The organism is Desulfobulbus propionicus DSM 2032 (assembly GCF_000186885.1).
In the GTDB taxonomy this organism is placed as follows: Bacteria; Desulfobacterota; Desulfobulbia; order Desulfobulbales; family Desulfobulbaceae; genus Desulfobulbus; species Desulfobulbus propionicus.
Genome location: NC_014972.1, coordinates 3,370,008 through 3,383,226, shown reverse-complemented (window position 1 = coordinate 3,383,226; position 13,219 = coordinate 3,370,008). Strand labels below are relative to the sequence as shown.

Annotated in this window: 14 protein-coding genes; 4 read left to right on the top strand and 10 right to left on the bottom strand. The window is 60.3% G+C overall.

Features of this window, described 5'->3' with window-relative positions; all coding sequences use genetic code 11:
• Positions 1–75 precede the first annotated feature (75 nt).
• Entirely contained in the window at positions 76–822 is a 747-nt protein-coding gene (gene tatC / locus DESPR_RS14690) for a twin-arginine translocase subunit TatC (protein WP_015725586.1), read from the bottom strand.
• A gap of 198 nt (positions 823–1,020) precedes the next feature.
• On the opposite strand from tatC, the gene serS reads away from it, so the two are divergent.
• Entirely contained in the window at positions 1,021–2,292 is a 1,272-nt protein-coding gene (gene serS, locus DESPR_RS14685; protein ID WP_015725585.1) for a serine--tRNA ligase, read from the top strand.
• 41 nt (positions 2,293–2,333) lie between these two features.
• On the opposite strand, the gene DESPR_RS14680 is transcribed toward serS, so the two are convergent.
• Positions 2,334–3,281: a D-alanine--D-alanine ligase family protein gene (locus tag DESPR_RS14680; protein WP_015725584.1), complete on the bottom strand. Its 948-nt coding sequence runs from the start codon at positions 3,279–3,281 to the stop codon at positions 2,334–2,336.
• 65 nt (positions 3,282–3,346) lie between these two features.
• Between DESPR_RS14680 and DESPR_RS14675 the strand changes: the two genes are divergently transcribed.
• From DESPR_RS14675 to xerD, 3 genes are read left to right on the top strand one after another with little or no spacing between them, the layout of a single operon-like run.
• Entirely contained in the window at positions 3,347–3,526 is a 180-nt protein-coding gene (locus DESPR_RS14675) for a hypothetical protein (RefSeq protein ID WP_043770173.1), read from the top strand.
• Between the two features lie 54 nt (positions 3,527–3,580).
• Positions 3,581–3,772 (top strand): 30S ribosomal protein S21, encoded by a 192-nt coding sequence (gene rpsU / locus DESPR_RS14670; protein WP_343215914.1) that lies wholly within the window; start codon positions 3,581–3,583, stop codon positions 3,770–3,772.
• Positions 3,773–3,823: 51 nt separating this feature from the next.
• Complete coding sequence (gene xerD, locus DESPR_RS14665; protein ID WP_015725582.1) at positions 3,824–4,744, top strand: site-specific tyrosine recombinase XerD; 921 nt, start codon at positions 3,824–3,826, stop codon at positions 4,742–4,744.
• Here xerD and DESPR_RS17520 read toward each other — a convergent pair.
• The 8 genes from DESPR_RS17520 to rbfA all read right to left on the bottom strand — a co-directional run bounded on the left by DESPR_RS17520 (position 4,712) and on the right by rbfA (position 13,212).
• The gene (locus tag DESPR_RS17520) at positions 4,712–6,904 is read right to left on the bottom strand and encodes a PAS domain S-box protein (protein ID WP_015725581.1); all 2,193 of its coding nucleotides are present in this window, start codon (positions 6,902–6,904) and stop codon (positions 4,712–4,714) included. The two genes, xerD and DESPR_RS17520, sit on opposite strands and share 33 nt — an antisense overlap.
• A 53-nt stretch (positions 6,905–6,957) precedes the next feature.
• On the bottom strand, positions 6,958–7,731 hold the full coding sequence (locus tag DESPR_RS14655) for an MBL fold metallo-hydrolase (RefSeq protein ID WP_015725580.1): 774 nt from the start codon (positions 7,729–7,731) through the stop codon (positions 6,958–6,960).
• Positions 7,728–8,237: a dUTP diphosphatase gene (gene dut / locus DESPR_RS14650; protein ID WP_015725579.1), complete on the bottom strand. Its 510-nt coding sequence runs from the start codon at positions 8,235–8,237 to the stop codon at positions 7,728–7,730. The genes DESPR_RS14655 and dut overlap by 4 nt, the downstream gene beginning before the upstream one ends.
• A gap of 89 nt (positions 8,238–8,326) precedes the next feature.
• Positions 8,327–10,414, bottom strand: a complete 2,088-nt coding sequence (gene pnp / locus DESPR_RS14645) for a polyribonucleotide nucleotidyltransferase (protein WP_015725578.1) — start codon at positions 10,412–10,414, stop codon at positions 8,327–8,329.
• A 229-nt stretch (positions 10,415–10,643) separates the two neighbouring features.
• A complete protein-coding gene (gene rpsO, locus DESPR_RS14640; protein ID WP_015725577.1) occupies positions 10,644–10,913 on the bottom strand; it encodes a 30S ribosomal protein S15 in 270 nt (89 codons plus the stop codon).
• A gap of 153 nt (positions 10,914–11,066) precedes the next feature.
• Positions 11,067–11,834: a tRNA pseudouridine(55) synthase TruB gene (gene truB, locus DESPR_RS14635; RefSeq protein WP_015725576.1), complete on the bottom strand. Its 768-nt coding sequence runs from the start codon at positions 11,832–11,834 to the stop codon at positions 11,067–11,069.
• 3 nt (positions 11,835–11,837) lie between these two features.
• Complete coding sequence (locus DESPR_RS14630; protein WP_015725575.1) at positions 11,838–12,830, bottom strand: DHH family phosphoesterase; 993 nt, start codon at positions 12,828–12,830, stop codon at positions 11,838–11,840.
• Positions 12,817–13,212, bottom strand: coding sequence for a 30S ribosome-binding factor RbfA (gene rbfA, locus DESPR_RS14625; RefSeq protein WP_015725574.1), 396 nt, complete (start codon positions 13,210–13,212; stop codon positions 12,817–12,819). The genes DESPR_RS14630 and rbfA overlap by 14 nt, the downstream gene beginning before the upstream one ends.
• Positions 13,213–13,219: the final 7 nt, after the last annotated feature.

Here is a 13,219-nt window from a genome sequence, read left to right as displayed (position 1 = left end):
TGAACCATTGAACTTGCCTGCCCTCGCGCTCATGGGTACCTCGCATGCCTCCGGGGCCGTTCGTGGAGTCCGCATTCATTGAGGCAGGGCGGGCGGACGAGCCCCGCTTGCGCCGGTACCGCCCTTGTCCAGCCCAAGCCAGCCGATCAGCAAGATCCCCGATTCATACAGCAGATAGAGCGGCAGCCCCATCAAGCCCATGTTGACCAGATCCGGCGTGGGCGTGAGCAGGGCCGCGAGGATGGCGATCACCAGCACCGCATAACGACGGTTGCGGGCAAAGGCGGCTCGGGAAATCGCTCCCACCTGGGCGCTGAAGATCATGAACACCGGCAGTTCAAATACCAGGCCAAATCCCAGGATGAACAGGGTCACGAAGTTGACGAAACGGCTGATGGAAATGACCGCCTGCAGGTCCTGCGACTGAAAGCTGAGCAAAAACTGAATGCCAAAGGGCAGGGTCACCATATAACAGAAAACAGTGCCGCTGTAAAAAAGGATACAGGTGGCGATGACGAACCATAGGAGTTTCGTGCCGGTGACGCCGAACGGTTTGCCGGCCGCCTTCCACAGGACATGCATGCACAGCGGCATGAGGACATAGAGGGCGGCAAAAAAGCCCAGTTTGACATGGGCCAGGAAAGGGCCGGCCACGGAAAAAAAATAGAGCTTCTCCCCGAGATGCTCCTGAAAGACAGCGAGCAGGCGTCCGGCAAGGAAAAAGGCTGGCAAAGTGACGGCCGCGATAGATATTCCAAGTATTTTCAATGAACTGCGGAGTTCAAGCAGAAAGAGGGCAAACGATTTGAGCGGCTCGGCCATGGGATCGGGAGAAGCAAGCTGGATTGTTGGGAGCTGGGAAAAAAACAGGAAAAAAGTAGCAAAACAGACGGATAAAAGCAATTGAATACCCGTTGCGTTTCCCCGGAGGCCGTGATAAAAGCGGGGGAACCGGCGAGTATCCGCCGGATTTTGAATGACTTTCACTCCAACCCCTTCCACTCTCCCACGTGCATCGTCATGCTTGAATTACGTTTTGTCAGGGAAAACCTGGACCTGGTCCGATCGAAAAGCCTCCTGCGCGGAGTTGACCCCCAACTCATCGACCGCTTTGCCGAAACCGACAGGCGAAGATTAGCCACCTTGGCCGAGGTCGAGGGGCTGAAAAATCAGCGCAACACGGTTTCTAAAACCATTGCCGGTTTCAAGCAGTCGGGCCGCAATGACGAGGCGGAACCGCTGATTGTCGAGATGCGGGCGGTGTCCGATCGAATCAAGGAACTGGATGTCGTCCTTGCCGGAATTGAGGAGGAATTGCAGGATATTGTCATGTCCATCCCCAACCTGTGCGACGATTCGGTGCCTCAGGGACGGGACGAACAGGACAACATCGAGATCAAACGGTGGGGCGAGATTCCCACGTTTGCCTTTCCGCCGCGGCCGCATTGGGAGATTGGCGAGCAACTCGGCATCCTCGACTTTGACACCGCTTCCCGCCTTGCCGGAGCCCGCTTTTCCCTGCTCAAGGGCTTCGGCTCCCGTCTGTCGCGGGCCCTGGTCAATTTCTTCCTTGATCTCCATACCCAACGCCACGGCTATACCGAGGTGCTGCCGCCGTTCATGGTCAATTCCAAAGCCATGACCGGCACCGGCCAGCTGCCCAAGTTCAAGGAAGACCTGTTCAAACTCGAAGGTTGGGATCTGTGGTTGATTCCCACCGCCGAGGTCCCGGTGACCAACATTCACGCCGGCGAAACCATCGACGGCGCGGAGCTGCCGCTGAAGTACACCGCCTACACCCCCTGTTTTCGCTCCGAGGCCGGTTCCTACGGCAAGGACACCCGGGGACTCATCCGCCAGCACCAGTTCGAAAAGGTCGAGCTGGTCAAATTCACCGCCCCGGAAACCTCCTGGGAGGAGTTGGAAAGCTTGCTGGCCGATGCCGAGGCGGCGCTGCAACTGCTGGAGCTGCCCTACCGGGTGATCACCCTTTGTACCGGCGACCTGGGCTTCTCCGCGGCCAAGACCTACGACATCGAGGTTTGGCTGCCGGGGCAGAACTGTTACCGCGAAATTTCTTCCTGCTCCAACTTCCTTGATTTCCAGGCGCGGCGGGCGGGCATCCGCTACCGGGCCAAGGGCGAAAAAAAGAGTCGCCTGGTCCACACCCTCAATGGCTCGGGCCTGGCGGTGGGCCGCACCCTGCTGGCCATTCTCGAGAACTACCAGCAGGCCGACGGCACGGTCCGCCTGCCTTCGGTGCTGGAACCCTACTTCAACACCCGCTTCTAAACGCTGGCCGCCCTGGAGGCTTTCCGGGGCGGCTGTTGCTGTCAACCCGCCAGGCGGGCCGGTTTTTCCAAGGCCAGAGCAACCAGCCGGTCGAGCAGGGCGGCGAAGGGAATACCCGCCTCGGCGGCTGCCTGGGGCAGCAGGCTCGTGGGAGTCATGCCCGGAATGGTATTGGTTTCCAAAAGATACAATTCGTCACCGGCAAGGATCATGTCGGTGCGGCTGTAGCCGCGTAGTTGCAGACTGCGGTGGGCCTCCATGGCATAGGCCTGGGCTTTTTGCCGCACCTCGTCGCTCACCGGAGCCGGACAAATCTCCTTGCTCGCGCCGGGCTGATACTTGGCCTCGTAATCGAAAAACTCGTAGCGGGCGTCGGGGATGATCTCGATCAGCGGCAGGGCGGTCAGCTCGGCGTTGCCCAGCACTCCGGCGGTCAGTTCCCGACCCTTGATGTAGGCCTCGACCATGACCTCGTTGTCGTGGCGCAGGGCCAGACGGAGGGCCGCTGGCAGCTGTTCCTTCTCGCGCACGATCGACATGCCGATGGACGAACCCTGGCGCACCGGCTTGACCACGCAGGGCAGTCCCACCTCGGTGACGATCCGACGGGTGTCGGCGAGATCGCCCGCTTCCACCATCACCCACGGCGCCACCGGCAGACCATGGAGCTTGTACATGGTCTTGGCCAGATGCTTGTCCATGGCCAGGGCGCTGCCGAGCACCCCGGCCCCCTGATAGGGAATGCCGAGCAGATCGAGAAACCCCTGGATGGTCCCATCCTCGCCATGCACGCCATGCAGGAGCAGAAAGGCCACATCAATGTGCGCGGCGTCGGCCGCGATCTTGGCCAGATCGGTCGCCGGGTCGTAGCGCACCACTTCGTATTTGTCGGGATCGAGCGCCTGTTCCACTCCGGCTGCGCCGCGCAGCGACACCTCCCGTTCATCTGATGTTCCGCCGGCAATCAGTGCCAATCGAATCTTCGCCATGGTCAACCTCCTTGAGTGCATAGGGTTCCCTGCCCTGAGAAAACAGTGGACCCTATGGTACCATCATGGCAGAGAAAAACAATCAAAAGGCCGGGCAGGGATGGGCAGCGGGCCATACGCCCGGCATGCACGCAGGTGGCGGTTTTTCGTGGTCAGCCGGGGCCGCCCGCATGGTGAAAATGGCTGAGATTCAATCGTTTGATTTGACAAGGAGCGGCGAAGCGGCTATCTTAACCCGTTTTTAATCCCACTCTTATTAATGGCTCCGGCCAACCACCAAAGGAAGTGATGCAATTATGATCGAAGTAGATGTCAGAGGTGACCTTGAATACGCGATCAGGCAGCTGAAGAAGAAACTGCAGATCGACGGTATCAAACGAGAGCTGAAACGGCGTGAATACTACGAAAAACCCAGCGTTAAAAAACGCCGCAAAGCAGCGGAAGCCCTGCGTAAACTTCGCAAGTTCAACCGGATGAGAAGTCGGGTTTGATCTGCTCGCCCCGCCGGTTCACCCTGCGGGGCGTTTATTTGCACGCTGCCCTTGCTGCCGCTCACCCCCACGCCAGCCAATGACTACAACCAGCACCTGCAGCTGTTCCTGCAGCACCTGACCCTGCAGCGACGGCTTGCCAGGAACACCGTGGCCGCGTATCAGGCCGATCTTGAATTTTTTTTCCGTTTTTTCTCCGACGCCGACGCCATCCTGATCGAGAGGATTGACAAGGAGCATGTGCAGCAGTTTTTTCAGTACTGCCACCAGCGGCGGATCGGTGCCCGTTCCAATGCCCGCCGCTTGGCCGCCCTGCGTGCCTTTTTTCGTTTTCTTCAGGACCGGGGAGTGCTTGCCGGCAATCCCCTCGCCGAAATCGATGCGCCGAAAATCGGCCGCAGCCTGCCCAAGGTGCTGACCATTGCCGAGGTTGACGCCCTGCTCCGCCCCCCCTCGCCCCCGACCCCCCTGGCGATACGCAACCATGCCATGCTCCATTTGCTCTACGCTTCCGGGCTGCGTGTCTCTGAACTGGTCAACCTGCCGGTGAACGGCTGTAACCTGCACACCGGTCATCTGCGCATCCTCGGCAAGGGCAACAAGGAGCGTATCGTCCCCTTTTCAGCCGTAGCCGGAACAATTCTCCGCGACTATATCGAACGGGTCCGGCCGTTGCTGCTGAAGGGGAAGGGCAGCCCGCTGCTCTTCTGCTCCAACCGGGGGGAAGCCATGACCCGTCACCGCTTCTGGCAGATCGTCCGCGAGATCGCCCTGATTGCCGGCATCCGCAAGGCGATCAGCCCGCACGTGCTGCGCCACTCCTTTGCCACCCATCTAGTGGCCGGTGGCGCTGACCTCCGTTCGGTACAGATGATGCTCGGCCACAGCGACATTGCCACCACCCAAATCTATACCCATGTCGATGCCGACCGGCTCAAGTCAACGCATCGACGTTTCCACCCGCGCGGCTGAAGTCGCCCCGACCAGTGGGGCCACACCCGTGGCCGCCGGCATTGCCCTGGCGGGCAGGGTGACGGTGAACACCGTTTGCCCCGGCCGGGACTGAACCGTTATGTCGCCGCCGTGGCCGCGGACAATGCCGTAGGAAACCGCCAGGCCCAGTCCAGTGCCCTCCACCGCCGCCTTGGTGGTGAAAAAGGGTTCGAAAATCCGCTGCAAATGCTCTTCGGCAATGCCGCCTCCGCTGTCCTCGACGCAAATCACCACCTCTCCACCGGCCAGCCGCGTCCGCAGGGTCAGGGTGCCGCCCGCCGTTTCCATGGCGTCGGTGGCATTGAGGATCAGATTGATCAACACTTGACGCATCTGATCTTCCACTGCATGCAGCCGGATGGGCCGCGGTTCGTAGTCCCGTATCACGGTGATTTTTTTCTTGGTCAGGAGATTGTGGTGCAGAGCCATGATCTCCTCGAGAATCCGATGGGGATCAAATTCGACTTTCCGCCCGCTGGAGGGGCGGTTGAATTGCTGCAAATCACGGATCAATTTGCGCATGCGATCGCATTCGCTTTCCGCCAACTGGAGGAGATGGGCATCGTCTTGTTCCAGTTGGGCCCGTTGCTGCACATCGCGCAGGGCAAAGCGGATTCCCAGCAGCGGATTGCCGAATTCATGGGCAATGGAAGCGGCAAGTTTGCCGATGGCCTCCATTTTCTGGATGTGGTGCAACTGCTCGGTGAGCTGCTGCTCTCGGGTGATGTCGCGGCCCATGGCCACGATGTTGGTCAGCTGTCCGCGGCGGTCGAAAATGGGAAAGACCGTGGCGTCAAGAACGATCTTCCGCCCATCCATGGTCTTGCCGGTGAAGGTTCCGACCCAGGTCTCGCCATTGGCGATCTTGTTGCGCACCCGTCCCATCTGCGGTGTTATGTCCAGTGATTTGAAGCTGTCCTGGGCCAGGGTGCCTGCCAGGGTCTGCGCCTCAAAACCGAAGATCTGCTCAAAGATGGAATTGACGTATTCAATGACCCCGTCGGCATTGACCACCAGGATCAGGGCCGGGGCCTGGCGAATGATTCGGGTAAATAGTTGTTTTTCCTGTTCCAGCTTCTGCTGCCGGCTGATGTCGGCAAAAAAGACCACCGCGCCGGTGCACCGTTGCTGCTCGACCACCGGATAGGAACGGAGCGATATCAGCATGATCAAGCCGTCGGAAAGAACCAGCGGCAGTTCATCGGTGAACAGCACCCGGCGTTCTTCGATGGTTGTTTGCACCTGCCTGCCCAGCAGACTGGAGGACGGGGGTTGATCGTGGCTGGCCAGCATGGCCAGAAGATCCCGTCCCAACAGCGATTGCCCCTTGGTACTGGAAAGAATGTCGTTGGCCACCCGGTTGATAAAGGTACACCGCCCCTGGGGATCGACCCCGAAAATCGCTTCCTCGGTGGCATCGAACAGCAGGCGAAGGCGCTGTTCCTGAATACGGAGGTCCCGATAGGCCTGATAGCCACCCTGGCACAACCCGTTGAGGGCCTCGCTGACCAGGTCCAGTTCATCTGAGGTGCGAGGATTGGTGCGGTTGAGCCGCAGCGGCTGCGGCTCCTGCTGCTGGATGTCGATCTGCTGGACATGGTCGGCCATCCGTTCCAGATGGTCGGTGATGTTTTTCTTGAACAACAGAAGGATGAATCCTGCCACGAGAAAGGTTTTGACCGCGTTACTGGCCAGCAAGATAGTGATCCGGCGCAGCAGCCGATGATAAATTGCTTCCAGCGAGGCCATCACGTGGAGCGTGCCGATCTCTTCAAAGCCGTTGCGTACCGGATGGACAAGGGGAAAGGATTGGGTGATGTTGTCCTGGCGCACCGGCATGCCCTTGGACCAGGTGATCCGTTGGTCCATCTCCACCGCCGCATATACGATATCCTGACGCTTGATCAGGCCCTCGAGCTGGAGATTGACCTGCAGATCATCAAGAATCCAGACGCTCTCCTCCAGGGGGCGCAGGCTGGTTTCCTTGATCGAGTCGAAAAAAAGATAGATGCTGCGAACGTCCTGGCGGTAGTCGAGGTACAGCTGGAGGGCGGTGGACAACACGGTCACCAGGGAACTGAGGACAATGACCTGAAAGGTGAGCCGACTGGCAAGACTGTTGCGGTTTTTAAACAGCAAGAAGGCAACCTCCGGTTATGGGGCGGCAAAGGCGGAACAGCGACCGACAGCGCTTATGGTTCGATCTCCAGCACGGGGCCGGCCCGCCACTGCTCGGCCACGAACACCTGAACCCCTTCCCCGGTGGGCAGGCGGCGACGTGCCTCGGCACGCACCAGATTCGGGTCGTTATTGATTTCGCTGAGGTGGGCAAGGACCAGGGCGCGCAACCGTTCATTGATCAAGCAGCCGGCAAACTCCAGCGAATCGTTGTTGGCCAGATGTCCCTGTATGGACAGGACCCGCTGTTTGAGGGGAAAGGGATAGGGGCCCTGTTGGAGCATCTGCAGGTCATGGTTGGCTTCAAGGACCAGGGCCCGGCAGTTGCGCAGGTGATGGCGGATCAGCCGTGTGATGGTTCCAGTGTCGGTGCAATAGCCGAGGGCGCTCCGCCCGTCGCTGACCACAAAGCCCACCGGATCGGCGGTGTCGTGGGACACGGCAAAGGGGTGGATATGGAGGTCATTGATCGTGAAGGATTCGCCGGTGCCGAATTCATGCCGTTCGCGCACCTGGCCGACACGTTGTTCCGCGGCGCGGTGCGTGGCGGCATTGGCGTAGACCGGCAGGTTGAACCGGCGGGATACCACGCCGATCCCCTTGACATGGTCGTCATGCTCGTGGGTGACCACGATGGCAGTGAGGGTTTCCGGCCGCACATCGATGCTGTGCAGGCGGGCAATCAGTTCCTTGCCGGAGAAGCCGTTGTCGATCAGCAACCGGGTCGTGCCGGCCTCGACCAAGGTGCAGTTCCCCTTGCTGCCGCTGCCAAGGACGGAAAATCTCACCGGTCGTCCTGGCCAGAGTGAGAACGATCAGTGCCCTGCACACCTGTATGGCCGAATCCGCCGCAGCCACGGGTTGTCTGGTCAAGCGCCGTTACCAGCCGCCACTCGGTCCGCGCCACCGGTGCCAGGATCAGCTGGGCGATTCGATCCCCCCGCCGCACCGTGTAGGGGTGTTGGCCCAAGTTGATCAGGCCGACCTTGACCTCGCCCCGATAGTCGGCATCGATGGTTCCAGGGGCATTGACCACGGTGATGCCATGCTTGACCGCCAATCCCGAGCGCGGACGGACCTGGATCTCGTAGCCTGGCGGAATGGCCACGGCAAAGCCGCAGGGCACCAGGCCGATGTCGCCCGGTTGCAGCACCATCGGCTGATCGATCGCGGCTCCCACATCCATGCCGGCCGCCAATTCGCTTTCATAGGCGGGGAGTGTCAGCCCTGCCGTCCGCTCCGGATGCAGCCAGGTAAAGGCAACGCGGATCGTTGCCGGCAGTATGTGTTCCATCCTCTGCACCTTTCATCCTCTGCAAAAAAAAAGCCGGCGCCGCTTGCACGGCAACCGGCTCGCACATCAGGCCATCACGCCTGGTCGAATTATTCCTCGCCTTCTGCCAGAGCGGCCTTGCGGCTCAGGCGAATACGGCCGCGGTTGTCGATATCGATCACCTTGACCTTGATGATATCCCCTTCCTTGACCACGTCGGTAACCTTCTTGACCCGGTCGTTGGCCAGTTCGGAGATGTGGACCATGCCGTCGGTCCCGGGCAGGATCTGGACAAAGGCGCCGAATTCCTTGATGGTGCGCACCTCGCCCTCGTAGATCGCGCCGACCTCGGGCACGGCGGTAATCTGCTGAATGCGCTTGATCAGGGCATTGGCCGATTCGCTGCTGTTGCTGAAGATTTTGACCGTGCCGTCGTCCTCGACATCGATCTTGGAGTCGAATTCGGTGGTCATCTCGCGGATCACCTTGCCGCCGGGGCCGATGATGTCACGAATTTTGTCCGGGTGGATCTTGAGGGTCACATACTTGGGCGCATGCTCGGACACCACGGTACGCGGCGAGCTGAGGGCTCCCTCCATCTTCTCCAGGATGTGGATTCTGCCTTTCTTGGCCTGGGCCAGGGCTTGGTTCATGATCCCGCGGTCCACACCCTCGATCTTGATGTCCATCTGCAGGCCGGTGATACCCTGACGGGTGCCGACCACCTTGAAGTCCATGTCGCCCAGATGATCCTCATCGCCGAGAATATCGGTCAGCACCACCACCTGGTCGCCTTCCTTGATCAAGCCCATGGCCACACCGGAAACCGGCGCCTTGACCGGCACGCCGGCGTCCATCAGGGCCAGGCTGCCGCCGCAGACGGTGGCCATGGAGGATGAACCGTTGGACTCCAACACCTCGGAGACCACCCGCAGGGTGTAGGGGAAACTGTCGTTGGCTGGCAGCACCGCCTCGATGCCACGCCGGGCCAGGGTCCCGTGCCCGATATCCCGACGGCTTGGACCACGCAACGGACGGACTTCGCCGACGCAGAAGGGCGGGAAGTTGTAATGGAGCATGAAGCGGCGGTAGACGTCGCCTCCCAAACCCTCCAGGTGCTGCTCGTCGCGTTCGCTGCCCAGGGTGCAGATGACCAGGGCCTGGGTTTCGCCACGGGTGAACAGGGCCGAGCCGTGGGCCCGAGGCAGGATGCCGACTTCGCAGCTGATCGGTCGCACATCCTCAAAGGAGCGACCGTCCAGACGCATGCCCTTGCCGACAATGCGATCGCGCATCACCTGTTTCTTGTAGCCGCTCAGCAGTTCTGTGACCTCCGAGGGCTGCTGGTACAGCTCGGGATCGATCTGGGCCAGGACCTCTTCTTTCAGCTTGGAATAGCGCGCGGCGCGGGCCATCTTCTCGGCGGTGGTCACCACCTCGTCCATGCCACTGGCGGCGACGGCCTCGACCTTCTCCTTGAGGGCCTGATTGACGGTCGGCGCCACCACCTCGCGTTTGGCCTTGCCGGCCTGCTCGCGGAGATTGATTTGAAGATCGATCAGCGGCTGGATACCGGCATGGGCGAAGAAGATGGCTTCGAGCACCGTGTCTTCGGCCATCTCTGAGGCCTTGCCCTCGACCATGACCACGGCTGAGCGGGTACCGGCCACCACCAGGTTGATCTGCGATTTCTCCAACTGCTTCTTGCTCGGATTGAGCACGTATTGGCCGTCGACATAGCCCACCCGGGCCGCGGCCACCGGACCGGCAAAGGGGATGTCGGACAGCATCAGGGCCATGGAGGCGCCGTTCATGGCCAGGATGTCGGGATCAAACTCCTGATCGGCCGAAAAGACGGTGGCGATCAGCTGGGTCTCGCAGGAATACCCGTCGGGAAAGAGCGGCCGCAGGGGGCGGTCGATCAAGCGGCAGGTCAAAACCTCCTTTTCACTCGGACGGCCGATCTCCCGCCGGAAATAGCTGCCGGGGATACGACCGGCGGCATACATGCGCTCCTGGTATTCGATGGTCAGGGGCAGGAAGCCCATGTCCTTGGATTCGCTTTCGGCCACCACCGTGACCAGTACCTTGGTGTCGCCGCTGGATACCACCACCGAGCCATTGGCCTGCTTGGCCATCTTGCCCGTTTCAAAGGCGATGGTTCGTCCGCCGATTTCTGTTTCAACTGTATGGATCATGAATACTCCTGTTCCGGTCATTCCGGAATGTGCATTGAGGGGAAGCGATGGGACCGGTGCGGCTCAATTCCGTCACAAAGGCACAAAGGATGCAGCGACAATCTCCACCCTTTGCCAAAATTCTCTCTGTGTCCTTTGTGTCTTTATGACTTTCCCGCTGCCGCAGTGCAGCCACATCGTGGGAAAAAGCGGGTGGCGGACAGGCTGTCCGCCACCCGAAAACGATTTTTTACTTGCGGATACCCAACTGCTGGATCAGTGTCCGGTACTTGGTCACATCCTTTTTCTGCAGATACTTGAGCAGGTTACGCCGCTGGCCAACGAGCTTCAACAGACCGCGACGGGAATGGTGATCCTTGGCATGGGTCTTGAAATGCTCGGTGAGATAGAGAATACGCTCGGTCAAGAGGGCAATTTGCACCTCGCAGGAACCGGTGTCGGTCTCATGGGTTTTGAATTTTTCGATGATTTCCTTTTTCTTTTCTGTTGTCTGCGCCATGGCGCACCTCCACATAGTCCTTCTGCTGCCAGAAAAGCACATCCCTCAGCCTCTCTGGAGTCTGGATTCAATTGTCCCTTATCCCGCGTCAGAGGGACGACGCAGGGGAACGACTTTCACTTCTATACTCGACGGCAATTGACCATGGCAAGCTTAAATAGCCCTGGGGGCAACGATGTCAACCGTCTCCTCGATGCCGCGCCGGGCAGCCTGCAGCACCGCCAATCCCTCCTCGGTAAACAGCTCTGCCCCGGACAGGGAATCGCCCACCACAAACGGGCCGCTGGCTGTCCGACGAAGGCCGATCAGATGGGCCCCACAGCCAAGCGACCTGCCAATGTCGGCCGCCAGTACCCGCACATAGGTACCTGGGCTGCAGGTGACTGTCAGATCGAGCTGATGGAGTTGGGCGTCGTAGTGGTCAAGGGTCAGGGAAAGAATTTCGATCGGCTTCGCTTCCTTCTCGATACGCACTCCCTGGCGGGCATAGGCATAGAGGGGTTTGCCCTTGTGCTTGGCCGCCGAATAGGGAGGCGGTGCCTGCAGTTGCGGACCGACGTGTTGTCGCAGGCAGGCGACCAGGCTCGGTCGATCCCATTCCGGCACCGGCGCGGTACGGGTGATCGCGCCTTCTGGATCCTGGGTCTCGGTTTCCACGCCCAACTGTAACCGGGCCTGATAGGTTTTTCGCCCTCCCATGAACGAATCGATGCAGCGGGTGGCGGGGCGGCCCACACAAACAATCAACAGGCCGGTGGCAAAAGGATCAAGGGTGCCGGCATGGCCGACCTTTTTGATGCCGAGCAGCCAGCGAATGCGGCGGACTATGGCGAAGGAGGTGAGGCCTGCGGGTTTGTCCACAAAAAAGACCCCGTCGCTCCATGGCAGGTCGTGACAACCAACCGAAGGTGAACGCCCCATGGATCAGATCTGCATCTCTCGGCAAAGCAGCGGCAGCAGGGCGTCGCGCACCGCATCCAAGTTCTGGCCCTTGACACGGAAGCCGCTGGCATTGCGGTGGCCGCCACCGCCGAAATGATTGGCAATCACCGCCACGTCGCACTGACCCTTGGCCCGGAGACTGACGGACACATGGTTCGGTTCGATTTCCTTGAGAAACACCGCGACCCGCACCGAAGTGACTGCTCGGGGAAAATTGATGAAATATTCGGTGTCAAGCATGGTGGTGTAGGTGCGTTCCAGCATCTTCTGGGTCACTCGGATGATGGCGATGCGATCGCGCTCATGCATCTCCAAGGTGGCCAGCACCTCCTGCATCAACCGCAACCGACCCAGGGTGTAGTTGTCGTACAAATTGGTGGCGACGGTTTCCGGCCGCACACCGCGCCGCACCAGTTCGCTGGCCACCGCAAAGGTGTGGCTGCTGGTGGATTCGTAGCGGAACGAGCCGGTATCGGTGTTGATGGCCGCATACAGGCACTCGGCCGCCCTGGCGGATACCTCCGCGCCCAGGGCCATGGCCAGGTCAAAGATCATCTCGCCGGTGGAGGAACGATGCGGCTCGATCCATGCCCCGTCCCCAAAGCCGTTGTTGCCCTGGTGATGATCGATCACGATCAGGGGCCGGCAGGCGGTCAACTCCCCATGATGGCGGCCCAACCGTTTTTCCTCGCCGCAGTCCAGGCAAATGGTGAGCAGGTCGTCACCGGCCATGGCGGCAAACTCCTTGACCTTGGCCATGTCGGTTTGAATTTGGCCGCAGCCGGGAAGAAAACGGTAGAGGTGGGACACCGGTTCCTCGAGGTAACGCAACACCCGCTTGCCCAATCCTTCCAGGACATCGGCCAGACCGAGCAGCGAGCCTAGGGCGTCGCCGTCGGGATTGAAGTGGGTGGCGAGCAGGACATGTCCCTTGCTGCGGACAGTCGCGACAATAGACGGGTCAGGACTGCTCATGCTTTCGTTCGTCCTCGATCTGGCGGAACAGGCTGTCGATCCGTTCCGCCTCTTCGTTGAGGTTGTCGTAATAAAAGAGCAGCTCGGGAGTATAGCGCAGGTTGAGGGTCTTGGCCAGGTGGCTGCGGAAGAATCCCTTGGCGCGATGCATGCCCTTGAGCGCCGGACCACTGTCCTTGCCGGCCGGGACGGTGAAATAGACCTTGGCCTGCTTGAGATCAGGTGTCACCACCACCCGGGAAACCAGGACCCCGGAAAGCCGTGGATCGGCCACCTGCTGCAGCAACAGGATGGTCAACTCGTTCTTGATCGCCTCGGCCACCCGCTTGGGCCGGGAACTTTCCGGCCGGCCCAGTCCGGGAAGCTTGAAATCGAAATCCATGGACATG